Genomic DNA, 25,845 nt, shown 5'->3' on the forward strand with positions numbered 1-25,845 from the left:
CTCGCTGAAGGTCCACTCTACCACGGAGGGGTCGAGCACGGTGTAGGTACTATCATCCAAAATAAGAGAGGCTTCGAGAGCGGAGGAATCTCCGGATGAGATGCGGTTTTGCAGGGAGCGGGCAGCGAGGTTGGAGGGAACCGCAAAGTCGGCAATAGGACCAACCTGCACTTGGACCTGCCCGGAATCGTCCTGTGCATAACCATGGAAGGGACCACCGACCACGCCTTGGTGGGCCGTTTCCGCTAAAAGAGAAAATCCGGGGAAGACCAAGGCCGATAAAATAAGAAATCGAATGAAGTGCATCATGGTAGTGACAATTTTGCTTTAATTAAGTTGCACGAGCTAGAAAAGTGAGTCAATCAGACAAATTTTCGCCTATCTCGGGCAGGGACTTGGCAAAAGGATGCGGGCAATGGAGTGTAATTGATTAAAGAAAAGAAGATTTGCCCGTTTATGGATATTAAACAAGTGTACACCTTCTTTTCAATTTTGCTCAAATCATCACTTCCAGCCTTATGAAAAAGTTTTTTTATTCGTTTATTCTTGGATGCATAGCCAACTGCCTGGCCTTCGCGGATCAGGTGACCAAGCCCAATGTGGTGCTTATTTTAGTGGATGACCTGGGCTGGCAGGATGTGGGAAGCTACGATATCGATGAGCCCACCCCGATGGAGACCCCAAATATCGATGCCCTGGCGAAAAAAGGGGTATTATTCAGGCAGGGGTACTCTCCGGCTCCCACCTGTGCCCCCACCCGGTGTGCGATGATGAGCGGGCGCCATGCAGCCGCCCTCCAAAAGACCCATGTGGTGGGAGGAAATCCGACCACCCCGTACAATAAGACAGCCCATCCAATCATGGACCCATGGTACAGTGGCCGGTTGGAGGTGGAGGAAGTGATCATCCCCGAGGCTCTCAAGGAAAATGGATATGTTTCCGGCCACATTGGCAAGTGGCACATGTCCCTTGACCACCACAGCTACCCGCAACCGATGGATCAAGGGTTTGATTTTACCAAGGCCCATCTAGGGGAGAGTGCCAAGATGAAACCGCACCGTCTCACCGGGTTTGCTACTTCCGCCAAAGAAGATCCTTATCAGTTGGACACCGAGGGTTTTCCCAAGGACCAACCGACCTTGGATGCGATCGAATTTATGGAGCAATCCAAGGCCCAACCCTTCTTTCTCTACTATGCCGCCTGGCTCGTGCATACGCCCATCCATAGCCGGAGCAAGGAACTGCTGGAAAAATACTGCAAGAAACTAGGTGTGGATATGCCCACTGATCCTGATGGCTGGGCTACCCAAGGGCAGACCAACCCATACTACTGTGCGATGGTGGAAATGCTCGACCACTATGTTGGCATGCTCGTGAAGTACCTCGAAAAAACCGAGGATCCGCGCAACCCGGGCAAAAAGTTAATCGATAACACTTATATCCTCTTTACCTCCGACAATGGAGGAATGGAGAAAGTACCTGGAGAAATTATTACTGATAATTATCCGCTTGACCGCGGAAAGATCAATGCCCGGGAGGGCGGGGTGCGGGTGCCTTTCATTATCACTGGTCCGGGTATTATTGCAGGACAGGAGAGCGAAGTGATGGTCAACGGGCTGGATTTTTATCCCACCATCCTCAGCTGGACAGGTACCAACAGGCCCAAAGGGCAGAAACTGGACGGTGCCGATCTATCCAACCTGCTTTCTACAGACCCGACCGATCATACCCTGGTGAAGAACCGACAGGGTGAGCCACGCACTACCATGATGTGGCACTTTCCACACGGGGTGGCTCAGCAATCCACCCTCCGGGTAGACGGGTGGAAATTGATTCACAACTGGATGCCAGGTCGGCCCAAGTTCGAGCTCTTTGAGTTGTACAAAAATTATCCCGGTACGAGCGATCGGGCAGACATTGAGGAGGCAAAGAATTTGGCATCCAGGATGCCCGGAAAAGTAAAGGAGATGAGCAAGGAGCTGTTCCGTCGGTTGGAAGGGATGAACGCATCCTATCCCTTCCTAAATCCCAACTACAAAGGTGGCCTACTCAATAAGGAGAAGGTGTGTGAACCAATCGCAGACTCCCTAAAAGCCAAAAAGGGTAACCAGGTATCTCTCGCCTTTAAGGAAAAAGGGGCCAAGGTGACCCGAGGGCAACTGATGTACACCACCAGTGGCAAGGATAAGCGGGAGGAGTGGTACCGGGCTCCTGCCCAAATCAAAGGCGGTCGGATTCATGCCAAGTTACCCAAGGGCACGACCCATTATTTCTTCAACTTAATCGATGAAAACAATTTCCTCGTATCCTATCCAGAACCGGTCGATATGTTGACCGCTGGTGCACGCAAGCCCAAGGGTGCCTATTCTTGGGAAGCCTTGGAGGCGAACTAACCTTCCTTATTTGCGGGGACTTTATAACCCCACTAAGAAAAACATCTCAGCCCGCTGAGTGGGTGCGGATGGTCAGGTTTTTAAAGATGGTTGCGTGTTGTTCCTTCGGCTGAGCCAAGACTTGCTCGAATGCCTCGATCAGGTGGGACTGTAGATCAATCAAGCGACGGGCGGAAAAACTCTTTACCAATCCAATCAACCTTCCTAAAAACCATGGGTTTTGAGAGAATAAATTAAGGGTCGTTTTTTCACTCGGATCGTCAAAGTGTTTCGCATGCTTGGCTGCAAGTCTTTCCAATAAAGACTTGCTCATGCGCTCGTTTGGATTGAATTCCCCACCGTCGGCTAAGACTCGAAGTTGAATAAGTAGACGGTTTCGGTTTTGCAAAGTGGCAAGTAAGGGGCGGGCATCTTTACCCTGGAAGAAATGACGATCGATGGCCTCGAGAGCCCAATCCAATTGCCCGGAAAAAAAAGCTTCGGATGCTTCAAAAAAGTCACCCTCTCCAAAATCGGGCACCAGATCGATAATCATTTGTTCAGTAATTTCTCCACCTTCTTTTCCGATGTAGGATCCAAGCTTACGGGTTTCTTCTACCCCAAGTCTGGGGTGGGACCCAATCTTCCCCGCCAAATATTCGAGAGCACCCGTGCCGAATGATACACCCAATTCCTTAGCCGTATCCTCAACGATGCGGCGAAAGGCATGGTCTTCCTTTTCACTTTTGGATAAATCTTGGAAATCCGAATGTTTTTGTAACCACTTAACAAATGCATGACCTCGATGAACGGGGCAGGCAGATAGAAGGAGTTTGGAATCTCCTAAGTTTTGGAGAAACCCCTTTGTGTTCTCCAAAGCGTTTTTGGCACCCTGAGAACCTCCCGTTTTTGATTGGTTAATAAAATTTACTTCGTTAATCCAGACAAGTTTTCCACCTCCAAATAAAGAAAGAGTAGTGGTGGCGGCTTTGGCTTCGGTTAGAAGTCGTTCGACATCATCGACCCGATCGGCTCGACCATCTATAATCTCACGGGACAAATCGTCCGGGAAATCTTTAGACCATTCATCAAAGACCTCCTTGGCTCTTTGCCGAACTAAGTAATCATCGTCGCCAATAATGACACAAAGTGAGCTTGTGGACATGATGATTTAAGGGAGAAAAAGGATAGGGGCAGAAAATTTGAGACTTTGGCGGTTGAACGTTTACAGTTCGATATTTCCCACTTCAGCTGCGGCAAACACTTCCTCGATTTTATATTTACGCAATTTTCTTCTCATCCAATCTAAGGCAGCTGAAGTAGCTCGGCGTCGATTGGAAGCTCTGTCGCCTCTTAAATTGATTTTTTTTGTCCAAACCCCCAGGGGAGATGCATACCCAAGGTAAATTGATCCAATGGGCATAATTTTCGTACCTCCAGTTGGCCCGGCAACTCCAGTTATGCTAAGTCCATAATCGGTCCCAAATTTTTCACAAGCCGAGGTTGCCATGGCAATGGCGATTTCTTCGCTGACTGCACCGTGCTGTTCAAGCATAATTTCCGGAATCTCTAGAATTTGTACCTTTGCGTCATTGTGGTAGCAAACCGCTCCACCATGAAAAACTTTTGAGATACCAGAAATTTCCGTAAAACTGGCTGAGAGCAATCCACCGGTACAAGACTCTGCAACTGCCAGAGTTTGGTTTAGAGATCGCAGTTCACGAAATATAACCTCTGCCAATGAACGATCGCCAAAGCAGACAAAATCATCCCCTATTTCTTCTCGACATTGATCGCCGATCTTAGTGAGTTTTTCCTCATCAAGGATATCAGAATCCAATGAGCTTAGCCTTAAGTCGACAAGGCCGGCGTGGGCACAGTAACCGATAACAATTCCAGGGATGTCTGCCAATATCGGCCCAACTTTTTCTGCGAGATCGGATTCTCCAATTCCAGCTGTTCGCAGTTGTAAATAACAATCGATCTCGGGAAGAACTCCAGCAGTTTGTAGCCTGGGAATTACCTGTTCCTCAAACATTGGGTGCATTTCACGGGCAGGCCCCGGAAGCATTACTAGAATCTTACCTTCCTTTTGTAGAAAAAGTCCGGGTGCTGTTCCGTATGGATTTCTTAGAATTTCCGCATTTTTAGGACGGTGGCACTGCCGAAGGTTAATTTCAGGCATTTTTCTTTCCAATTGCTGAAAACGCTGGCGAATCGCTTGTTCGATTTCGGCGTCGTAAATTAGTTCTTCTTCAAGAGCTTCAGCAATAGATTCTCGGGTCAGGTCATCCGTTGTCGGACCCAAGCCTCCTGTTGTAATAACTAGGTCAGAACGTTTCCAGGCTTCGGAAAAAAAGTCTTTGATATCATTTGGATTATCCCGAATGACTAAATTTGCTGCGGGTTCAATACCGTGATGAGCTAGTTGAGAGCCTAGGTAGGTGAGATGAGAATTCTCACGAATGCCCAACAGGAGTTCGTCTCCCAATGTAATGGTTTCAACGCGAATGGTGGAGCTCATGTCAAATAGAAGCGTTTAAGTTTGGGGACGCAGGGTATGGAAGTAGTCTTGCAAAGTCCTAAGGTACGATGGATTCTTAATATTGCCAATGCAAAATGAGAGAAATGAACTTAGCAAGATTGTAAGATCCTTGCCCCAATCCTCGGGTGTTTACCTAATGAAGGATCGTTTGGGTCAAGTTATCTATGTGGGGAAGGCGAAGAATTTAAAGCGTCGGGTGTCGAGTTATTTTCAAGGTTCCCGCAGGTTTATTCGGGCACAGCCCAAAATTGCAGCAATGGTAGAGATGGTTCGGGAGATATCAGTTCATCAAACTCGAAACGAGACCGAAGCTCTATTATTGGAAGGTAAATTGATCAAACAATACAAGCCACGATATAACACCGACTTTACGGATGATAAACAGTTTCTGCTCGTACAAGTGGATCTCCACAATAAGCTTCCGCGCTTTCGTTTGTGTCGAAATCGAAAGGAGGATGGTTCCCATTATTACGGGCCTTTTGCCCAGGCCGGAATGCTTCGTTCAACCTTGGCCGAAATGCGCAAAAGGTTTGGTATTCTTTTAGCCGACGCCAAACCGGAAGTTCTTTCAGGCGATCGAGTACGATTGTACCATGATGCAAGGGCAGAGATTTTTGCTGGACATAATGAAACCACTCTTGATGAATATCGGGAGCGAGTGGATCGGGCTTGTTCATTCCTTGAGGGTAGAACAAAAGAACTACTTAAAGAATTACGCGAAGAGATGACCAAGTGTGCAGAGGCAATGGATTTTGAAAGAGCTGCTCATCTGCGAGACCTTAGCGAAGCTTTGGCTAAGACCATACGCAAAACTCGTAGATTTGTTAGGCATTGGCCTAGGGGAGATGAATTAGAGCAGGAAGGAATCAAATCTCTCGGGGATGTTTTGGCCCTGCCTAATCTTCCCGCGGTTATTGAATGCTTTGATGTCTCCCATGTATCTGGTACTTTTGTGGTCGCCTCGATGGTTCGTTTTATAAACGGCAAGCCAGATCGTAGGAGTTATCGTAGGTTCAAGGTGCGTGGAGGCATGGGGAATGATGATTTTGCTTCGATGGAAGAAGTCGTTGGGCGGCGATACGGTAGGTTGCGAGACGAAGGAAAGCCGATGCCCGATCTTGTGGTTATCGATGGGGGTGCCGGGCAGGTTGGGGCAGCTTTGTATGCTTTTGATCAGCTTTCAGTAGTGATTCCACCCCTGATCGGGTTGGCAAAGAAAGAAGAAACCATTGTTTTTGCTGATGATCGGGGAGAATTAAAATTACCGCACAGAGACCCTGCTCTTCGATTGCTCCAGCGTTTGAGAGACGAGGCTCATCGATTTGCTAATCAATTCAATGCGGATTTACGCAGCAAGAAAATTCGGGAGTCCATTTTAGATGATTTTTCGGGCTTAGGTAAAATTAAGCGTGCCGCGTTGCTTCAGCATTTCGGTTCATTGGATGCATTAAAACGAGCAAAAATTGAGGAATTGAGAGCGGTAGAAGGAATTGGCCCTAAACTAGCCGAACGACTTCATCGTTTTCTTCATCGTAAACCCAATTAAATGTCATTGCGGACAGATTCATTTACAAGATGTTCTTTTGAGCTTTCCTATTAGTGAGATGTCAACAAGCTAGGAATTTTTTTGCATGAAAAAGAGGGTATCAAAACTAAAGCTATTTTTGTGGGTTACTTTAATCCTATCTGGTTCTTTGGTCTTCGTATTGACGAGTCTGCCAAGCTTTTTAGAAAGTGGTATTCGCAAATTTGCCCGTGATTCCGGAATTAACCTTCATTCAATAATTATTGATGAAATTACTCCTTGGAGTTCTCGGGTTTCAGGGCTAAGTTCTGATTTTCAAGAAGGGAAATTTTCCCTACAGCAGCTTGATCTGCGTTATGACCCTACCCAACTGGCACAAGGACAATTGCGGGCAGTTTCCTTAACCTCACCTCTCTTAGAACTCGATATTGACGCCATCCTTGAGAGACTCGAGGGAATTGAAAACGCCAACACAGATTCAAAGATTCAAGCAGACGAACTTCTGAGCAATCCACCGGTCCAACATTTACGATTTAGGGATCTTGAACTTTCTTTTAATCGCGTCGATACAATTGCCCTATCGCAATGGGATATTGAGGGAGATTTCCATCCCGGGTTAGCTCAGTTGAGACTAGATGGAAACCTTACTGGCTTACCATGGCAGGGAGATTTGACCTTGGTACAAGAAGGGAGTGACCTTTTTCTCGGTGCATCTTTGCAATTCTCTGACCTCTCGAAAATATTAAACTCGGTGAAAACTGTCTCGGAACTTTTTGATGATGAAAATTCTATAAATTTCGAAAAGTGGTTGGAAATCGAACAGGGTGTGGCCAGAGCAAGGTGGACTGGTCGTCTTGAAAATGATGGAATTATGGATCAGTTTATCGAATTAAATGCTACCGAACTTGTTTGTAGGGCGATGGGGCTAACTTTGCAGATTCCGCAAGCCATTCTTTTTGTCACTCCTCATATTTCAGGAAGAACCGAAGCAAATTTTTATGCCAATTTAAATTGGGGAGAGAATTTAGAGGTCCGGGGCTTAAAACTTGCCGGTTCCCTAGTGGACGGCCAACCTAATTTAAATGTAAGAGTTCAGAGACTACGCACACAGGGCGTCTTGCCCCAGGCTGAGTTGTTTGGGTTAGTGGTTGATGGAATTGAGTTTGCTGAGAATGAAATGGGAGAGTTTTTAGGAGTGCGTAAAGCCTCCCTTCGGTTTTCCTCTCTTCATTTAGAGGAAGGAATGTACAACTTATACGATGGTGAAATTGATATCGAATGGTTGGGAGAAGATCGTTTCCAAATCGAATTACGGAAGGGCAATGGATCTGTGCCCACCCTTGGACTGAACCTCCAAGGTATGCGATTCTCCGGAGAAATTGCCCTTGACTCACTACCTAGATTATCAGCCGAACAGAGGTTTTCAGTCGATGAAATATTTTTAGGCGAAGACCAAAAAATTGATGATTTTTCGATCGAGTTTAAATCTGATTCATTGGAACGGTTCGAGTTATCGGAATTAAACATGCTTGTAAATGATTTTCAGTTTTCTCTGAGCCCGGCGAATCTCATTATTGAAATTCCAGAATCTTCTCAAGGTCGCCTCGATCTTTCTTTTCTTGATGCTGAGCTGAAATTTGACGATTTTTCAGATCTTGCCCTAAAAAAAATTCAGGGAAATATCAAATTTAACAGCCTAGACCCCTTGGATACCAATGGATCTCAAAGCGTAAGGTTCGACCTTAATGCTGGAGAACAAGTGCTGGAGAGTGGACAGATTAAGTTTGAGGTCTTACCCAACGGTGAACAAGTCATAAAAGAATTAGAAATTCATGCTTTTGGAGGAACTTTAGCTTTGGAAGAAACTAAATTAATTGAAGGGTTTGAAGATTTCGAACTGAAGGTATTGGCTAAAGGACTAGATGCTCAACAAATTATTAATTGCTTTGAAGACCTCGATGCACGGATGGAAGGAAATTTGTCCGGCATTCTTACGATTAGAAATGATCCATCTTTGGGTTGGGACTTCTATGGGGGTTCTTTGTCATTGGACTCGTCTGAAAGGGCTAAGTTGTTTTTAAATACCCACGGTATGCTTACCGAAGGACTGGATGATGAGAGTTCGGAGTATAAAAATATGTATCTTTTGGAACGAGCCTTAGAGGATTTAAATCTCAATGGATTAAATATCATGTTCAAACTTCTCGATGCTGGTGAACGAGTAGTGGAGATGAATGTTCGTGGTGAATCTGAAGTTGATGGAAAAGACATAAGTGTTGAGTACAGGCCAAAAATTATGGGTGGTCTGGATGCTTTATTACAACAAGCAGATTTGTCGAAATGGGGGGTGGAACCCTAAATCTTTTTGTTTTTTATTTAAAAATCTTCATTGCCCGAAACCTTAAGATTGAGTTACAAACTAATCGTGAACCATATGATTCGACTAACATCCGTTGCTGTTTTTCTCTTCCTGTTTTCCTGCACAGTTGTCAAAACTCAGCACCACATTACCTTGGATCACAACATAACCATCAAGATCGAGAAGGAAGTGAATAGTTTTCTTGACGATTTGTATGAAGAAGAATCCTCAAACTAGGTATCCTGTTGATATGAAGACTGCCATTTTCCCGCTTTTACTAACCTTTCTACTCCTTGCCCCCTCTTTATGGGGAGATTTTTCAGGCCGTATGAAGTCCCGTCTTTCCGATGTGGTTGCCCAAAAGGATGCCGGTACTATTGGTGAGGGTATGGATGGGTTTCTCCACTCGAGGAATTCTTCTGATTCAGCAGTGATCGCCCTAGTTAAAGCTGAAAATAAAGATCGTCGGGAATTATTTAAAGCCCTAGCCGCCAAGACTGGTGGAGATTCCACTGCTGTTGCTAAAAAGTTTTTTGAAGGTATTGCTACCAAGGCGAAGGCTGGACATTGGTTTAAAAAGGCATCTGGTAAATGGATCCAAAAGTAGGCTGATCTTGCTGGCTCAAATTTCTTGTTTATTTTTCTGCTTAATTGGAATTTCATCCTGTTCTTTTAACAGGACTGCAAATATTGATTCCGATCATCCGTCCAAGGCGGATGGTTTTTCTCATAACTCATTTGTTGAAATTATTCAGCAAACTGAAGAAAACCAACGGAAGAAAAAATCTTTGATTCTTGAATCTGAGTGGTTGAAATTGCGCTTACAAGTAGTGGAGGCAGAAAAATATGCCTGCTCGGCCCGATCTGCAGAACTTGAATTGGCTTCAGAAATGGCCCGCTTTGGATCTCTCGATCAGAAACTTTCGGGTGAAGGATTTATTGGAGAAAATCAACGGATCCACTGGAATGCTCAACTGGAATCGATGCGCTCCTCAACTATTACCGCAGAAGCTCGGGCAAATTTGTTAAGACGCGATCTTTTTGATCTTAGGCAAAAAATAGTCGATTTGGGTTATCAGGTTCCCGAAGGGCCTGTGGTTGAGTAGACCCTTGGGCTTGGGAGCCCATTTATGTTGGATTTTCATTGTCCAATTCATAGAGTTTCGCAAGGATTGTAAAACATGGAGGATGTGGTAAATCAGATAATGGCAAATCCGTTGTTTAGCTTGGTGTTAGCCTTGCTTGCCTTTCTTTTGATTTTTTTAATCCTGAAGAGTTTGTTCAGAATTGCCCTTTTCTTGGTGGCTGTGTTTGTACTTTATGCAGGGTATATTCACTTCTTTCAGGAAAAATATCCACTACCTGAAATTGAAATCGATCCGAACACCCTTAGCGAATGGTCTGAAAAGTTGACTGAGTTTATTCCCCTGGATTCCAACTTTACTAGGTCTGCCCCAGAAGACTGAATGATGGATTTATTTTCTAAGTTCTCTTAGGTTCGTGAAAATTCCCTGGCCTCTCTTTCTTGCCTGGAAACAATTGTTTCCTACCCAGCGCAAGGTCTCCTTTTTTTCACTTCTGGCAATAATTGGAGTAGCTCTAGGAGTAAATGTTATGATCGTGGTGGTTGCTTTTATGAAGGGCTTTCAGCATAAGTTTCGAGAAGATATTATTGATGCACAGGGGCATGCCCGAGCAATCCCGTTAAGTCGAACCCGCGAGTGGCCACAACTGCAGCAAGAATTGTTAAATAATTCCGAAGTCTTAGCTGTCTCTCCTTACCTTCAGGGCCCTTTGCTGGTGCAAAAAGGGGATTATCACTCCGTTCCCCTATCCATTGGTATTGATCTTTCATCAGGAACCTCTGTCTTACCCTTGGACGAGTTTCTCAAAAATGGACAAATGAGAATGGAAGCTCATGATGCGGTTGATGTAACTCCTTTCCCCCAGAGCAAAAGCATGGAAGATGATGTTGTCTTTGTTAGCCAGTATGTCGCCAATCGATTGGGCGTACGTCCAGGGGCGATCCTGCGTATGGGCAAATCCAAGGATTTAAAGGACGAACTCGTGGGCGTGCGGGTTTTGGAACTTGGGTCAGAGGTTCCCTCTGCCGAGTGGAAATTGCAATACTTGGGCGGCGAAGAATGGCGCCTGAAATCTAAAGGTCTTGAGTTTGACGCAAAGATGCGGGCGAATAATGGCAGACTTTATGCGGGGCCTGGCACTCCGGCATTTGAAGTACTAAACAATAGAATAAAGCTAGAAATTGGGGCAGAGTCGACTTACCAGACCTTCCGCTCTTCTACGATTGAAGTTTTTTCTCCGGTTATGATCAAGCGTGCCCAAGCCAACGAAATGGTTCCTCCAAAAGAGGTAAGGATTGGTGGGATTTTTGAAGTGCCCTGGCAGGGTTTCCACGCCGAGGCAATGATCGGTTCCTATCGGTTGTTAGAAGACGTTCGGGATGCTACTGGTTTATGTGACGGTATGTTTTTAAAATTTTCCCCACAAATTTCTAACCATGAAGAAACGCTGCATGGTTTTTGTGAAGAATTACAACTTCCACGATCAGTAAATTGGGCTTTTGTTCCCTGGTTTGTTGAGAATGCCTGGTTCTTTGACCTCTTGAAATTCGAAGAATATTTAATGATTTTAATTATGGTCCCCATCGGGTTAGTGGCTGCATTTGCTATTGCCATTGCTCTGATGACCACTGTACTCCGCAAAATTCGTGAGATTGGACTGTTGGTGGCTATGGGGGGTGCACGCGGATCGGTGGGATCGATCTTTTGTCTCCAAGGATTTCTTATCGGTTTGCTTGGTGCGATTGCTGGGTGCGGTTTGGCTCTGCTCTTTATTCGCTACAGGGATTCTATCATGTCTTTCATTGTGGTGCGTATCGCTGGGGACGAAGGCAAAAGCGGAGTCGCTCAGTTTTATGATTTTTATAGCCTCAGCGTGCCTTATCCCTGGGAGTCTCCAGAGAGTGCTTCAACTTTTCTTACCTTTGCTCTCTTTGCCATCCTCGTATCTACCCTAGCCGGATTGGTTCCCGCCTGGCGAGCCTCTCGCATGAACCCGGCAGACGCCTTGCGAAATGAATAGTTCATTGGTGCTACAGGCAAAGAATTTATCAAAGACCTTTAGCTTAGGGGCAGAGGATTTGTATGTACTGAAAGAGATCGATCTTGCTTTGCCCCGTTCTTCTTCCCTTAGCATAAGGGGAGAATCTGGTTGTGGTAAAACTACTCTGCTCAACTTGCTTGCCCGTATTGAACAGGCAGATCGTGGAGAATTAACTTGGAACCACCGTTTGATGCGGTGCGACCGACCAGCAACCCGCGAAGAAGTGGCCCAGCGTGCTTCCTTCCTTGGTGTGGTCTACCAGGCATATTACCTTGTTCCTGAACTCGATGTGCTGGAAAATGTTACTTTGCCTGCCAGAATAACTGGAAGGTTTGACCCCTCTATCGAAGACCGTGCACGTTTCCTGCTCGAACAAATGGGCGTAGGAAATAAATCATCTCAAATTCCGGGGAAATTGTCGGGAGGAGAAAGGCAACGAGTAGCCATTGCCCGTGCCTTGATTAACCGGCCTGAGGTATTACTTGCTGATGAACCAACCGGTAACCTTGATGAACGTACAGGAGAAGAAGTGATGGATCTTTTGCTCCATGCTTGTTCAGAAGAGGGTGCCTCTCTCATTCTCGTTACTCACAACCTTGCATTTGCTCAAGCTACGGACCGGCAAACCTTTTTATCCGGCGGACAATTGAACGAGGTTTGACCCGTCCATAATCTTTCCTCATGAACGAACCTATGCCATCACCCCTGAAATGCGGAGTTGCCGGAGTCGGCTACCTTGGTAAACACCATGCCCGTTTATATCACGCCCTTGAGGGTGCACAATTGGTCGGTATTTTCGAGCCCAACGATGAGGCGGCCAATGCGGTCTGTGCCGATTATGGATGCCCAAGGTATTCAAGTCTTGAAGAGCTTGGTGCAGCCTGTGAAGCCGTGAGCGTGGTCTGCCCGACCGACCGACATGCCGAGGTTGCCCATACTTTAATTGACCACGGTTGTCACCTTCTGGTGGAAAAACCCCTCTGTGTATCTTCGGAAGAGGCGGAATCTATTCTCAAAAGAGCAAATGCAGCCAAGGTGCTCGTTCAGGTTGGTCATATCGAACACTACAATCCGGTCATGACTTTTCTCGAAGGTGAGGTAGACCAACCCAAGTATTTAACTGTTGAAAGATTGGCTCCTTTCCAACCCCGGGGCACGGAGGTAGGTGTGGTCCTCGATTTAATGATTCATGATGTTGGTATTGCCATGGCACTGGTTGATTCTCCAATCGAACGGATTGATTCTATCGGAGTCCGTGTGCTTTCCCCGACTGAAGACATTGCAAATGCCCGACTTCTTTTTGCCAATGGATGTGTTGCTAATCTTAGTGCCAGTAGGGTGAGTGAAAAAAAGGCCAGGGAAATCCGTGTTTTTCAGGATAGTGGATACCTCTCTCTCGATTTCATGAATCAAAAAGGACACCTTATCAAAAAATCAGGTCCTTCCTTAGAACGTCATGAAGTACCCGTAGAGCAGGGGGAACCTCTTGCCCTTGAACTTGAATCTTTTCTTTCCTGCGTGGTTGAGACCACAACGCCTAAGACTGATGGTAGTTTTGGCAAGTCTGCCCTAGAAGTTGCCCTGACAATTACTCGGCAAATCCAATCCAGTTGGAATTCTTGAGCAAGCCAACCCTATTTCCTTCAGCATCCGGTCCGGTCGACCTGTTGGTGGTCGCGGGAGAAGCATCGGGCGATGAGCATGCAGCTCGGTTGGTTAAAGATTTAAAGAGTAAGTATCCGGATCTTCGCATTTCTTCCTTAGGTGGGGAGGAATTAATCAGGGCAGGAGCCGAGCAAGTTTTCTCCTTAGCTAATCATGCGGTTGTCGGATTAATTGAGGTTATCAAAAATTACAGCCTTTTTCGTAACCTTTTTAAACAAACCCTTGACTGGATTGAAGAGGCTCGTCCCCGATGCGTATTACTGGTCGATTACCCGGGGTTTAACCTTCGGCTTGCCCATGCGTTGAAGGAGCGTGGGATTTCCTGCAAGGGTGGGGGATCAACCGTGGTTTTACAGTATGTAAGCCCGCAACTCTGGGCATGGAAGCCAGGTCGCAGGTTCCGTATGGCCGAAATTCTCGACGGATTGGGAATTATTTTTCCTTTTGAAAAGAAGTGCTATGCCGATGTTTCCCTACCGGTCTCTTTTGTTGGCCATCCCTTTGCTCATCCCTCTTATCAAAGTACTGTTTCTTATGACCCCTCGGGCGAACTTCTCTTGCTTCCTGGCAGTAGGCTTCAACCGGTTAGTCGTATATTACCTGTCTTTCTTGACGCCTTTGAAGAATTGCTTACCGGGGACAGTGATTTGCAAGGGATAATACCAGTTGCTGGCCCTAACCTTCGTTGTTTGGTCGAATCTTTGGTAAATGAACGTGCTGATATCAGGCAAAAAATTCGCATAGTAGATCGTACCGGCTCGCTTCCCGCACGTGCCGCTCTTATGAGTTCGGGCACCATGTCTCTTGCATGTGCCTGGGCGGGGGTGCCAGGAGTGATTGGATATCGGGCACACCCAATTACCTATTGGATTGGAAAGTGCTTGGTAGGCGTGCCCCATTTGGGTATGGCTAATTTACTATTACCTGAAAATCCACCTAACCCCGAATTTCTTCAGGGCCAGGCTACGGGAAAAATTCTTGCTAGGGAAATGATTCCTTTATTGAACGATCCCGACGCGTCTGGAAAACAAGCGACCAAGACGGCTAATCAATTGCACAAATTGCTCGCTCAGCCAGAAAGTCGTGGTGCCGTCGATTGGTTGGTTCAGGAAGGCAAACTCGGCTGAGCTCGCATTTGTTCCCATAGACGCAAGGCCCGTTTGGAAAGTGCAGTCCGGCAACGTTCAACTTCTGCCAACCGGGATTGCAAGTTCTCATTGGCGATCGCAGATACATCGTCCATGTTGTATAAGTATACATTCTCCACTGTAGACGCGGCTTCCTCGACATTGCGGGGTACAGATGCATCGATCACAAAGAGTGGTTTGGACGGGCGTTTTTTCATCGCAACTTCTACCTGCTTGTGGGTGAGTAAAGCTTTTGCACTGGCAGTGGAAGCCAACACCACATCAAAAAGATGCAAAGAATCATGAAGTTTTGAATAGGCCAGAGTAAAGCCATCAAATTTTTGAGCCAATTCATCCGGTTTCCTTCGACTAAGGGGGCACCAGTCAAAGGTTCGACCAGTCACTGTAATTGCTTCTGAACCACGCGATTTAAAAGCTTCCAAGGCACCTTCTGCCACTTCTCCTGCTCCGACTACCAATACTCGACATTGACCCACTTGGCCAAAAATCCGCCGGGCTAATTCGCAAAGTACATTGCCCAAATTCACTTGCCCACGGGATATTCCTGTGTTGGTACGGGCCCATTTGGCAGCCTGAAAACTTTTTTGAAACAATCGATTGAGTACCTTACCTGTAAAGGCTCGTTCAGATGCATCATCGTAGGCCTTTTTTAATTGGCCAAGAATTTCCGTTTCTCCAACCATTTGAGAATCAATTCCAGATGCTACTTCGAACAAATGGCGAACCACTTCTGGCCCAGCCCGACGATAGGTCTTTTGAATCATAAATTCGGGATCCAAATCTCGAAATTCAGCCAGGTAATTTGATACTACTTCGATCTTTAAATTATCCTCAGCTGCACCGTAAATCTCTGTACGATTACAGGTGTTTAACACAAGGCATTCTTTTAAACCGTCCAATTCTTGTAAGCCCCGATAGAAGGAATCGATCGAGTCGCTAGGCAGGGCAATGCTTTCCCGCTCGTTCAAATTGGCAACTTGATGAGAGGTTCCAAGCAGGAACAGTGAACTGTCGGGCGAGGGAGTCATCTAAGGTTAAGTGCCAAGGGTTGGAGGGGAAGGGCATGAAACGCCTGTTTTTTCTGTTTCGAACTGACCAGGGAGAGAGAGAGAAGGGCAATGGCAAACAGAGCGATTGTCCACTTGGCAAAACGCGAGCCATAGAGTCGATTACTCATGCGCATGCCGAGTAAGACAAGGTATCCGATCCATAATGCTGAGGTAACAGCTAACTTTGTCTGGCTGACAAATTCTGGATGGCGGGTCCAATGCATGGTACCGACCACCATCGATAAACTAAGAAAGGTTACCCCTACGGCAAGTAGTCTAAATGCGGCCACTTCCAACTCTTGAATGGGAGGAAGGAAGGGCCCTAGAAATCCCGGTTTTCGGGAGAGCAGAGTTTGACGTTGGGAGAGATACATAATACTCACCACTGCAAGCAGGCAAAATAAACCGTAACTAAAAATGGCCAGAGATGCGTGCAGTTCGATCCAAGGATCCTGAAACAAGCGGGTATATCCTTCGGCTTTCCAGTACGGAGCGTCCCAATCTTTCAGACCAAGAGAGAGTGAACCTAGCAATAAAGAAGCTCCCGCACAAAATGTACCCAGTAGATTCAGTTGCCAAACTAAACGAAGGAGTAAAAAAGCAAGAATGAGTGACCAAAGGATAAACTGGGTACGTTCTAAACCATTCCCCAAGGGGCATCCATGAACTTCTATTCCCCGCAAATAGAGTGCACGTGTTTGAAGGAAAAAACCAATAACGATTAAAATGAAAGGGCACTCTTGTAATCCATAGGGAAATGAATGCCTAGTTTTGACCATGCCAAGAACAAAGGATATGCCAAAACAAAATGTGGCAATCCATAGGAGGCTGGTTACATCGTTTAAATTCATGGATAGGTTTAACTAATCATTTATCTCAACATACAAATATGGCTAAAATTTACTCCCTTGGCAAATGCACATCTTCAATCTTCGCTAAGCGTTGTGAGGGTGGACTTGGGTGTTCAACTGTGAATACGCCAATACATTTAACCGTGGCTCTCTCACTACTTTGAAACGAATACAATAAACCACTACAGTCGGGGTTTGGGAAAGTTGTATGCACCTTTTCAATAAGGCTATGTTTTAGGCGATCAGCTCACCCCAAGGTTAGTTTAGATCAATTGGAGTACGGGCTCACGCCGTTGCGTGTACCGGGGTGGAGCCAAAATACTTACGCATCGATGCACAATCAGTCCCTTCACAGTTTACACAGCAAGGTCGTATCGAAGATTTGTAGTTAGCGTTTATGTGCTCGATTAAAAGCTGGGCGCATAAATCGATAAACTTCTCTTCCATATTAAAACAATCAACCCTTGCAAAATGATCAACCACTTCATCGGCATAACCTCTAAATTCAATATCAATTTCATCAAGTGTTTCAATGTGGTCGGTGGTGAAGGCTATCGGTACCATAAGGATAGCTTTCTGTTTCGTTTCTGCGATTACATGGGGAGTAGATGGAGTGAGCCATTTGGTTCTTTGTGGCCCAACTTTACTTTGCCATGCCAAGGCGCCCTCGTGACGCATGCCGGTTTCCTGTAAAATTTTTTCGATTCTATTTACGGACCCTTGGATTTCCTCATTATATTTATCCCCTTTCTCGAGGCAGTAGGATTCGGGAAGGCTGTGAGCAGAATAGATGATGCGAATATCTTCATCTTTTAAACCATGCTCTTTTTTCATTTCCTCAAACTTTCTTTGGATAAGCATCGCCCAAAGTTGTGAGTAATCAGTACGGTCCCACCACTGATCAATGACGGATATTTTACTTTTATAGTCGAACTTATTTTGTTTGTCTAACCATCGATAGGCATCGCAAAAAGAGGAACCACTGGTGCAGCAACTATGTTGGGGATACTGGGAAAAAAGAATTATTTTTTCAGCTTCTTTATATTGCTGAATCATTTCCCCGGTTCTAGGAGAGCAATAACGAAACCCGGATACACAAACATGGGGTGCCGATTCTGGGTTAAGTTGATCGAGCTTATTTGCGATCCCTTCACACTGGCTTTCCATAATAGCCTTGGTTGGAGAATATTGCCCGATTTCTTCATAGCGCTCTTGAATTTTAGGCGTTCTTCGCCAAGCAATGAATCGCCCGAGGATTTTTTGAAATGGTAACTTTAAAAGTTCTCGGTCTTGGAAAAGTTCTTTGAGATAGGGGTGAATTTCCTCTTTATTTTGAGGGCCACCCATATTGAGAAGGACGACAAGAGTTTTAGCTGGGTTATCTGATTTTTTAGAATTCATGGTGATAATTAAAATCTAAGTACAAATAACATTTATAAGTTTATTTTGAGGGAGGCAATCTTTCCAAATGAAATGACTGAGAAAAATTAAGCAATATCAGCTTCCAAACAGTTTGGCAGGGAAACGCCACAAAGGTGAGAACCAGTAAAGTATAAACCATTATTTCCCTCTTGTAAGTCACGAGCAGCGGACTGCCTATCTCCCATTTTAGCATCGGGGAGGGGAATGGCGTTTGGCCAGCGTTTTATTTTTTGAAAACAAGGTCTTCCTTGTGTACCCAAAAGTTGTTGATGTTCTTTTAATACGAGTGAATGCAGCTTGGAGTCTTCCAGGTTAGCAAGTTTGGGTTGGCGTTCTCCTCCAACAAAAGTAGTGAGCAGAACTTTATTCTCTGGTGCTCTTCCGGGAAATAATGTGCTTGAAAATAGGGTGCCTAGAATATTTCTTTTTTCCACTTCTGGAACGAGGAATCCAAAACCGTCTAAGGGATGATTCACTTTTGCTCGGTCGTATCCATGATAAACCAAAGAAAGGGGATGATGGGTGGCTTCTGCCAAAATAGGTAGAAGTTCTTTGCTAACTAAACCTTTCCATTCAATATCCAAGAGTTTACTTGCAGGCACAGCACATATCAACTGGTCAAAAGTTTCTTTAGTTTTCTGAGACCCTTTTGATTGGCTTGTGACTTTCCATTGGTTGTTCACTTTTTCTATCTTAATGGCCCTTGTCTTAAATTGTACGCACTCAGCGGGTAATAAACCTAAGATACGATTGGGCATTTCCTGCATACCGCTGGCAAAGGAAATTAATCTACTCTTGGATAAACGTTCCGGATTCTTTTTGGATTTTAACATTCCTCGAAAAAGAGAACCATGTTTCTGTTCGATTTCTTGGAGGGCGGGAAATGCATATTTTAAAGACAAGCTCTCGGGCTTGGCTGCATACACCCCAGAAAGAAATGGGTTTCCCGCAAAATCCAGGGCTTCTTTTCCTAAGCGTCGGGAGATAAATCCTGCCACGGATTCCTCATCCTCTTTACCTTTGGGTATAAAAGGTTCGAGCAGTAAACGCAATTTACCCAGGGGAGAGAGAAAGGGACTGGAGAAAAAAGAACCAAGGTTGTGGGGCAATGAGACGACTTTTCCTGATCGGACGATGAATCGAAGGCTTGCTTCTGGGTTGGCATCAATCGATCTGTCGAGCATACCGAGTTCTCCCAAGATTCTGGCAACTTTTTGATGTCTTAGGCTGAGAGTGTTTGCCCCATAATCCAATAAATAACCATCGATTCTTTCGGATTGAAGCACGCCCCCGACAGTATCATTGGCTTCAAATAAGGTGACTTTATGGCCAGCTTGTTGGGACTGCCATGCCTGAACCAGTCCCGTCAGGCCACCACCAATAATACATGTCCTGGACATTAAATTTTGAAGATTTGGATTAAGCTTGTCGCAAATGAATTGATTGAGAAAATAGACGAATTCATGGACGAAATCAAAAGCTGTTTGCAGGTAATTACAAACCCGAAGGATGCAAAACCTGGGGAATTTAGAGAAACTTTGGCTCGATTGGATATTTTATTGGTCCAAGAAAAAGAGAATATTCATCCTCGCCTGCGTCATTTTTTGGAAAAGAGAAGCTACCTAAAGGCGGTGACATGGATAGAGGGGGGATCTCCCGAGAAGGGGATTTGCGGGCAATGAGCCGAAGAGATAAAGGAGAGAGGAAAATTTCCACCGATTCGGATTTGGGTTTCGGATCGAATCCTTTCAGTTCTTTAGATGGAAGTGGTCTACCTGAGGCATTGCCGGAATGTACCAAGGAAGTAAAAGTTACGGTCAAGATCGAGGAGCAAAGCTTAGGCAATGGAGAACGATTAGAGATAAGGCGGGAGAAATCCGGTAGAGGTGGGAAAACAGTTACAACGATTCGTGGCATACCTGCTGGGTTGGGCAAGAACAAGCGGGACCGATTGCTTAAACGTTTAAAAAATAGTTTAGGTACTGGAGGAACTTGGTCTGGTCAGGATATGGAACTGCAGGGAGACAGGCGTGCAGAAATTATGGAATGGATGCGAGCGATGGGATTTCGACCAGTACTTGCAGGCGGATAATTTTTCTATCCATAAAAAAAGCCAAGGTATTTACACCTTGGCTTTTAAAATTTTGAAAGAATCGAATTTTTCGGATCTGTTCTTCTCAATAATCAGCTAGCCGATTGTTTTTCTTCTTCGGTAGGCACGCTTTCGCTGGCCTGCTTAGTTTTTTCCTTAAAGTCATGATCCTCTAATGGTTCCTGACTCATTACATCTTGGATGTCTTGTTCCCAATCGTTCTTTGCTTTGCGAAACTCATTGACTCCCTTACCCAAGGAACGAAAGAGTTCAGGTACTTTCTTGGCCCCAAAGAGTAAAAGCACGATCAAAAAGATCAAAATAATTTCTCCCCCGCCAAAGTTTCCGATAAATGCGAGGGCGGGTGTGAATGATGTTGTCATGTATGTAAGGTAGTTTGGAGAGTTGGGCAGAGCAACTTTTTTGTATTAGATCTAAAGAGTTACAAATTAGAGGCCTAACTGGCGAAGAGCTTCAGGCTTAGGTTTGTTGACAGAACTCTGGTCGGCTTCGAAAAAGCCGTGTAATTGACGGATACGGGTAGGGTGACGCATCTTTCGCAAAGCCTTTGCCTCGATCTGACGAATTCTTTCCCGGGTAACTTTGAATTGGCGCCCCACTTCCTCAAGTGTCCGGCTGTACCCATCCTTCAATCCAAAACGTAGAGAGAGTACATTGCGTTCCCGTTCCGTTAATGAATCAAGCACATCAATAATCTTTTCCCTGAGCAGGGAATAGGCAGTCATGTCATAGGGGTTTTCTGCACCTTTGTCTTCGATAAAATCTCCAAAACTGGTATCATCACCATCTCCCACAGGACTTTGAAGTGAGATGGGTTGCTGGGCCATCTTCATGATTCCTTGAACCTTGTCGAGGGCTAGGCCCATTTCGTTAGCCACTTCTTCTGGGGTTGGTTCGTGTCCGAGTTCTTGGAGCAATTGTTTTTGTACCTGCATAACCTTGTTTAAGGTTTCAATCATGTGTACAGGTATACGAATGGTCCGGGCTTGATCTGCAATTGAACGGGTGATTGCTTGTCGAATCCACCAGGTTGCATAGGTAGAAAATTTGTAACCTCTGCGGTACTCAAATTTTTCAACTGCTTTCATTAAGCCCATATTTCCTTCCTGAATTAAGTCGAGAAAGGACAATCCGCGATTGGTATATTTTTTAGCAATTGAAATGACTAGACGAAGGTTCGCTTCAACCATTTCTGTCTTGGCCTTGTGAGCTTCACGCATGGAAAAGCGGATATCTTTGACCAATTGGATAAGTTCATCCGGTTCCATGTGAAACCTTACGCGGGCTTCGGAAACTTCTTTTTTGATCCGGTCCATCTTAATGCCCTTGCGTTTCAGTTTAACCGGGTCTTTCTTGCCAAGTTCCACATTGTGGACATTGCGGGTGATTGCTTTGAGTTCGGGACCAATTTCCTGCAAATAATCTTCGAAAACCTTTAATTTAAGACAGCATTTTTTAAAGATAGGCTCAAGTTCGGCTTCATACTTTTTAAACCGACCTAAGGCTCTTTTCTTTTGAGTGGGGTTGGGACCGCTAATAAAGCTGCTCCATGCATTTTCCAACTTTTTGGTCAAGTTCTGCAAGGCGTCTACCTGCTTGGCCAAAAGTTTGAAATAGGCCTCTCGGCTGTCGATTTTTTTATCGAGAACAACTCGGTCAAACCGTTCTTCCCTATCGATCAGTTTTTGACAGATTTCTAGGTGAAAGGAGGCGGTTAAAGAAACGGAGTAAATACGTTTGAGGGCAGCGATCTCCGCCACTTCAATACGTTTGGAAATTTCGACCTCCTCTTCACGAGAAAGCAAAGGAACTTGTCCCATTTGCTTAAGGTACATGCGAACGGGGTCGTCAAGCATGTCGCTTTGATTCGATCGGGCACTTTCATCCTCTTTTTCTTCTTTATTTTTCTTAAACTTTTCAACCTCAGCTGAGTCTAAAAGTTTAATTTCGAGGTTATTAAAAATGGAAATTACATTTTGTAACTCTTCGGGGTCGGTCGCAATTTCTGGGAGCGATTTATCGATGTCCTTAAAAGTAAGAAAGCCCTGTTCTCTGGATAAATGAATGAGGGTCCGAACTTTATCAGTAATTTCATTCTTAAGGGCGTGGGGTTCAGCTGTTTTGCTAACGGCCTTGGCTGCCTCTTTGGCAGAAACTTTCTTTTTGGAAGTGCCAGTGATGTCCTTAACTAAAGGTTTTGATGTTGCAGTAGATTTTGTTGCAACTGGTTTTGATTTAACGGAGCTGGAAGCCGCCACTTTGTTTCCTGCTGCTTTGGTTGAAGTTTTTTTTGTGGGAACTTTGGCCTTAGGCGTTTGTTTTTTAACTGGGGCTTTACTCTTCGTAGTTTTAGCAGGAGTTTTTACCACTTTCTTGGAAGTCGCCGCCTTAGCTTTCTGAGGAGACTTCTTGGCTGGCTTACTCTTGGTTGGAGAAGTCTTAGACTTCGCTTTAACAGATGGCTTCTTTGCTGATTTGGGAGTTGGCATTATCGAGGTGTATTGCTTACTAGTTATAAAATTCTAAAGGCGGTGGATTGGTTTTCTTTTGACGAATTGCTCGTAGTTCTTGGCTTAGTTGCTTAAGTTTTTGTGGATTGTCTTCAGCATTCTTTAACTGAGTGAAGATATTATCTTCCTGAAGCTTAAGGTGTCGGAGAAATAAAACAGAAACGCACTGCCGAGCCAAGCGTAACAATAAGCCCGGTTCGGATTGGTCGATCTCTTGAATGACCAAACGATAGAACAGGTCGCGTTCCTCATCGTCTTCCAATAACTCTTCGATTTGAGCACGGGTAGGGCAACTGCTTTCAGCAAGGGTTTCGGAGAGTATTTTAGCGAGAATTCGGCCGGAAATTGGACGCAGGTCAACCCACGACATGTCAAGCGTGTGGGCAAGAGGACTAGCGAGACGGTCATCATGCAAAAGGACGAACAATAGATCTTCTTCGACAATTGTCAAACGATCAGGTGTATTTGAAGGAAGTTCTTTGTCTTTTGTGGATTGACGGTATGCAGGAGTCCGGTTTTTGCGGAATTTTACAAAGTCACTCTTTAATGCGTCCATTGGTACTGCAAGCAACCTGGCAAGCTGTTCGAGGTATCCTTCAAGAGCAACTCTTGAATCAACTTCAATGAGGGATCCAAACATCCATTGACATACGGATTCTTTCTGCTTGGGAGTGGCGGTTTTTAAGTCAGGTATTTTTTGTCGAACCACATGCTCAACCATAGAGCGGGCATCATCTATGACTTGTTGCATCGCTTCCGTACCTCCTTTGATTAAAATTTGATCCGGATCGCTTCCCTCTGGTAGTTCAGCAAAGCGGGCTTCCATACCGGCTTTGAGGAAAATGGAGACATAGGAAAGTGCGGCTTTCTGCCCGGCTGTATCACCATCTAATAGACAAACTACACCTTTGGGACGGGAACGGGAAAGAAGTAACGCCTGACTATCTTTAAAGGCTGTTCCCTGTGGTGCAACTACGGTGCGAAAGCCCATAGTCCAACAACGTATGGCATCCAATTGCCCCTCAACCATGATAAATTCTTTGTCTTCAGATATTTCTTTGTTGGCTAAGTGGAGATTGAACAAAAGATTACCCTTTTCAAAGATGGGAGTTTCAGGAGAATTTACATATTTGGGAGATTTACGATCCCCCCATTCAGGTGTTTGTGAAAGTTTACGAGCAGTAAAAGCACAAATACGCCCAATTTTATCGCTGATTGGGATCATTAATCTTCCACAAAAAACTCCGGGACCAATGCCTTTTCCCTTCCCATCTCGAAATAAGCCAGATTTTAAAAGCGTGGAAGTGGAGAATTTTTTAGCAGATAAAAATTTACCAAGGGCATAGGGGTCAGTCGGAGCATAACCAATACCAAACTCATTGGCTGTTTCCATAGAAAAGCCTCTTTCTTCAATCCAATATTTCCTAACACTTGCAGCATCCTCATTTTCATCCAATAATCTTTGATGAAACCAATCGGTGGTATATTTGTGCAATTCGTATAAATCCGCACGCAAGGAACGGGAAACAGTGGGTTTGCCTGAACTTCCGGAATCTTCTGCATAACGCAATGGGATTTGGAAGCGTTGAGCGAGCAATTCTAATGCCTCTGGAAATTCAAGGTTTTCAATTTTTTGAACGAAGGAAATCGCATCACCCCCTTCTCCAGAACTAAAACATTTAAAAAAACCTTTATCCGGGTGAACATAAAAGGATGGTGATTTTTCCTGGCTGAACGGACTAAGTCCAACCCAGCTTGCTCCACTTTTTTTAAGTTGAACATAGGGACTGATTACATCGTAGAGATCGATCCGTCCCTTGAGTTCATTTACGAAACCATCGGCAAGTCGGGGCATTAAGAATTACGGGGTAGGGTGAGGACAGCCAATCATCTTTAGGTTTAGAGGTCCTTTAGCTTGATCAGTTCGATTTCGGCTTGGCCGGCAATCGCACTGCTGACCGGGGCAATTTGGATAATTTTTCGATAAAGAATAGCTGCAGTTACAGGCATGTTTTCAACCATTTGATAACGACGAGCAAGTTCCCAAAGAATCTCTGTGGATTCAGGAAATAGATCCCGCACCTTTTCAAGCTCTTGCAGGTATCTCTTGCTGGGCAGTGTTTCACGGGCGATTCGTAAATAGTCCATACGCATATCCAGGTCAAACGGTTGGTGACGAATGGCTTCAAGAATTGTCATTTCTGCTTCGTTGGTTTCTCCCAATTGAAAGTGTGCTTGGGAACATAGGCGCCAAGCTGCTGCATCTTCAGGGTTTTTCTTAAGGGCATCACGGGCATGGAGAAGGGCGCTAGTGTAACCACCTTCTAAATAGGCATCTTGTCCTTTATTAAGTGAAGAGTCTGTAGCTCCTGAAGCATTGCCGGTTTGACCGACAGGCGCAGCAAATGCATCAGCTAAGCTCATAGCTTGTGCCTTTGGCGGATCTATCGTCTCTTCAACAGGGGTTGATTGGATTGGTTCGTCATCCGATATTGTGCGCAAGGCGGACAAAGAGGCATCAGGATTGCGGGGGGGGGGCAGTTTCGACTGACTTGTCACGATTGATTCCTTCCTAAATAAAGGGGTGGATCCTGCCAGCAAAGAAGAGGCGAGTTCGGTAACAGATTTTCCCCGAGCATCCATTCCCCGGGCGATAAAATCCGCAAGTCTTCTTTTCCTCAAAAGATTGGCCGCGAAGTTTGATAGGTTTGTACTCTCTAATACACCAGAGGCCGATTTCTCCAATGCCAGAATAATAGTCTCAGCATCCCCTTCATTATTTTCAGCTTTGGCCACCCTGAGTAAACCTAACAAGGGTTCCGTGGGAGAGGATTCGGTTCGACGGGAAGATTCTCCATACCAGTGTTTGGCTTGAGATAGCAGGTTTTTTTGCAGAAATAAATTACCCATAATCAAACAATCATCAGCACTGGCGTTTGCACTCGCCTTGGCAAATGCATTCAAGGCCTCAGTTGCTCTAGCTCGATCGGCAAGCATTCGTGCGTAACGAAGCTGAGCGGGAGGGTCATCGGGTTGTGAGGAAAGGTACTGAGCGTAGCGATCAATTGCAGAATCAAAATCTCGAGCCAAGTAATGGGCTTCCGCAACTTCTTTGGCCAACAAATTATCTGGATTTAAGGACAGGGCTTGTTCGAAGCGA

At 45.2% G+C, this 25,845-nt stretch carries 24 protein-coding genes; 13 read left to right on the forward strand and 11 right to left on the reverse strand.

The window, feature by feature from the left end; all coding sequences use genetic code 11:
• A partial coding sequence (locus ACKPQ4_RS03545; protein WP_407679834.1) for a hypothetical protein occupies nucleotides 1-309 on the reverse strand: 309 nt, incomplete at its 3' end.
• 209 nt (nucleotides 310-518) lie between these two features.
• Here ACKPQ4_RS03545 and ACKPQ4_RS03550 point away from each other — a divergent pair.
• Nucleotides 519-2,393: a sulfatase gene (locus ACKPQ4_RS03550; protein WP_407679835.1), complete on the forward strand. Its 1,875-nt coding sequence runs from the start codon at nucleotides 519-521 to the stop codon at nucleotides 2,391-2,393.
• A gap of 46 nt (nucleotides 2,394-2,439) precedes the next feature.
• On the opposite strand, the gene holA is transcribed toward ACKPQ4_RS03550, so the two are convergent.
• Entirely contained in the window at nucleotides 2,440-3,537 is a 1,098-nt protein-coding gene (gene holA / locus ACKPQ4_RS03555) for a DNA polymerase III subunit delta (RefSeq protein WP_407679836.1), read from the reverse strand.
• 60 nt (nucleotides 3,538-3,597) lie between these two features.
• Nucleotides 3,598-4,896: a competence/damage-inducible protein A gene (locus ACKPQ4_RS03560; protein WP_407679837.1), complete on the reverse strand. Its 1,299-nt coding sequence runs from the start codon at nucleotides 4,894-4,896 to the stop codon at nucleotides 3,598-3,600.
• 88 nt (nucleotides 4,897-4,984) lie between these two features.
• Between ACKPQ4_RS03560 and ACKPQ4_RS03565 the strand changes: the two genes are divergently transcribed.
• The 10 genes from ACKPQ4_RS03565 (at nucleotide 4,985) to lpxB (ending at nucleotide 14,719) form a co-directional block, all read left to right on the forward strand.
• Nucleotides 4,985-6,463: an excinuclease ABC subunit UvrC gene (locus ACKPQ4_RS03565; protein WP_407679838.1), complete on the forward strand. Its 1,479-nt coding sequence runs from the start codon at nucleotides 4,985-4,987 to the stop codon at nucleotides 6,461-6,463.
• A gap of 85 nt (nucleotides 6,464-6,548) precedes the next feature.
• The gene (locus ACKPQ4_RS03570) at nucleotides 6,549-8,801 is read left to right on the forward strand and encodes a translocation/assembly module TamB domain-containing protein (protein ID WP_407679839.1); all 2,253 of its coding nucleotides are present in this window, start codon (nucleotides 6,549-6,551) and stop codon (nucleotides 8,799-8,801) included.
• Between the two features lie 75 nt (nucleotides 8,802-8,876).
• Complete coding sequence (locus ACKPQ4_RS03575) at nucleotides 8,877-9,038, forward strand: hypothetical protein (RefSeq protein WP_407679840.1); 162 nt, start codon at nucleotides 8,877-8,879, stop codon at nucleotides 9,036-9,038.
• A 13-nt stretch (nucleotides 9,039-9,051) separates the two neighbouring features.
• Nucleotides 9,052-9,408: a YdbL family protein gene (locus ACKPQ4_RS03580; RefSeq protein WP_407679841.1), complete on the forward strand. Its 357-nt coding sequence runs from the start codon at nucleotides 9,052-9,054 to the stop codon at nucleotides 9,406-9,408.
• Nucleotides 9,409-9,415: 7 nt separating this feature from the next.
• Nucleotides 9,416-9,907, forward strand: coding sequence for a hypothetical protein (locus ACKPQ4_RS03585; RefSeq protein ID WP_407679842.1), 492 nt, complete (start codon nucleotides 9,416-9,418; stop codon nucleotides 9,905-9,907).
• 75 nt (nucleotides 9,908-9,982) lie between these two features.
• On the forward strand, nucleotides 9,983-10,267 hold the full coding sequence (locus ACKPQ4_RS03590; protein WP_407679843.1) for a hypothetical protein: 285 nt from the start codon (nucleotides 9,983-9,985) through the stop codon (nucleotides 10,265-10,267).
• 34 nt (nucleotides 10,268-10,301) lie between these two features.
• Nucleotides 10,302-11,906 carry an ABC transporter permease gene (locus ACKPQ4_RS03595; protein WP_407679844.1) on the forward strand — a complete coding sequence of 535 codons (1,605 nt, stop codon included), beginning with the start codon at nucleotides 10,302-10,304 and terminating at the stop codon, nucleotides 11,904-11,906.
• On the forward strand, nucleotides 11,899-12,588 hold the full coding sequence (locus ACKPQ4_RS03600) for an ABC transporter ATP-binding protein (protein WP_407679845.1): 690 nt from the start codon (nucleotides 11,899-11,901) through the stop codon (nucleotides 12,586-12,588). Before ACKPQ4_RS03595 ends, ACKPQ4_RS03600 begins: the two co-directional genes overlap by 8 nt.
• Before the next feature lie 20 nt (nucleotides 12,589-12,608).
• Complete coding sequence (locus tag ACKPQ4_RS03605; RefSeq protein WP_407679846.1) at nucleotides 12,609-13,550, forward strand: Gfo/Idh/MocA family protein; 942 nt, start codon at nucleotides 12,609-12,611, stop codon at nucleotides 13,548-13,550.
• A complete protein-coding gene (gene lpxB / locus ACKPQ4_RS03610; protein WP_407679847.1) occupies nucleotides 13,547-14,719 on the forward strand; it encodes a lipid-A-disaccharide synthase in 1,173 nt (390 codons plus the stop codon). The genes ACKPQ4_RS03605 and lpxB overlap by 4 nt, the downstream gene beginning before the upstream one ends.
• Here the strand turns inward: lpxB and hemA are convergent.
• From hemA to hemG, 4 genes are all read right to left on the reverse strand, one after another.
• Nucleotides 14,698-15,768 (reverse strand): glutamyl-tRNA reductase, encoded by a 1,071-nt coding sequence (gene hemA, locus ACKPQ4_RS03615; RefSeq protein ID WP_407679848.1) that lies wholly within the window; start codon nucleotides 15,766-15,768, stop codon nucleotides 14,698-14,700. The two genes, lpxB and hemA, sit on opposite strands and share 22 nt — an antisense overlap.
• The gene (gene ccsA, locus ACKPQ4_RS03620; protein WP_407679849.1) at nucleotides 15,765-16,640 is read right to left on the reverse strand and encodes a cytochrome c biogenesis protein CcsA; all 876 of its coding nucleotides are present in this window, start codon (nucleotides 16,638-16,640) and stop codon (nucleotides 15,765-15,767) included. The genes hemA and ccsA overlap by 4 nt, the downstream gene beginning before the upstream one ends.
• A 285-nt stretch (nucleotides 16,641-16,925) precedes the next feature.
• Complete coding sequence (hemH, locus tag ACKPQ4_RS03625; protein WP_407679850.1) at nucleotides 16,926-18,041, reverse strand: ferrochelatase; 1,116 nt, start codon at nucleotides 18,039-18,041, stop codon at nucleotides 16,926-16,928.
• An 86-nt stretch (nucleotides 18,042-18,127) separates the two neighbouring features.
• On the reverse strand, nucleotides 18,128-19,462 hold the full coding sequence (gene hemG / locus ACKPQ4_RS03630; protein ID WP_407679851.1) for a protoporphyrinogen oxidase: 1,335 nt from the start codon (nucleotides 19,460-19,462) through the stop codon (nucleotides 18,128-18,130).
• Between the two features lie 6 nt (nucleotides 19,463-19,468).
• Between hemG and ACKPQ4_RS03635 the strand changes: the two genes are divergently transcribed.
• Complete coding sequence (locus ACKPQ4_RS03635; RefSeq protein ID WP_407679852.1) at nucleotides 19,469-19,744, forward strand: hypothetical protein; 276 nt, start codon at nucleotides 19,469-19,471, stop codon at nucleotides 19,742-19,744.
• Nucleotides 19,741-20,154 carry a translation initiation factor gene (locus ACKPQ4_RS03640; protein WP_407679853.1) on the forward strand — a complete coding sequence of 138 codons (414 nt, stop codon included), beginning with the start codon at nucleotides 19,741-19,743 and terminating at the stop codon, nucleotides 20,152-20,154. The genes ACKPQ4_RS03635 and ACKPQ4_RS03640 overlap by 4 nt, the downstream gene beginning before the upstream one ends.
• A gap of 92 nt (nucleotides 20,155-20,246) precedes the next feature.
• Here ACKPQ4_RS03640 and ACKPQ4_RS03645 read toward each other — a convergent pair whose 3' ends face one another.
• The 4 genes from ACKPQ4_RS03645 to ACKPQ4_RS03660 all read right to left on the reverse strand — a co-directional run.
• Nucleotides 20,247-20,537 carry a Sec-independent protein translocase subunit TatA/TatB gene (locus tag ACKPQ4_RS03645; protein ID WP_407679854.1) on the reverse strand — a complete coding sequence of 97 codons (291 nt, stop codon included), beginning with the start codon at nucleotides 20,535-20,537 and terminating at the stop codon, nucleotides 20,247-20,249.
• A gap of 66 nt (nucleotides 20,538-20,603) precedes the next feature.
• A complete protein-coding gene (rpoD, locus tag ACKPQ4_RS03650) occupies nucleotides 20,604-22,664 on the reverse strand; it encodes an RNA polymerase sigma factor RpoD (RefSeq protein ID WP_407679855.1) in 2,061 nt (686 codons plus the stop codon).
• A 19-nt stretch (nucleotides 22,665-22,683) separates the two neighbouring features.
• Nucleotides 22,684-24,540, reverse strand: coding sequence for a DNA primase (gene dnaG / locus ACKPQ4_RS03655; RefSeq protein WP_407679856.1), 1,857 nt, complete (start codon nucleotides 24,538-24,540; stop codon nucleotides 22,684-22,686).
• Nucleotides 24,541-24,584: 44 nt separating this feature from the next.
• Nucleotides 24,585-25,845: tetratricopeptide repeat protein (locus ACKPQ4_RS03660; protein ID WP_407679857.1), on the reverse strand; the 1,261-nt coding region annotated here is incomplete at its 5' end.

Source organism: Candidatus Chordibacter forsetii, from assembly GCF_964187505.1.
Classification (GTDB): domain Bacteria; phylum Verrucomicrobiota; class Verrucomicrobiia; order Opitutales; family Seribacteraceae; genus Chordibacter; species Chordibacter forsetii.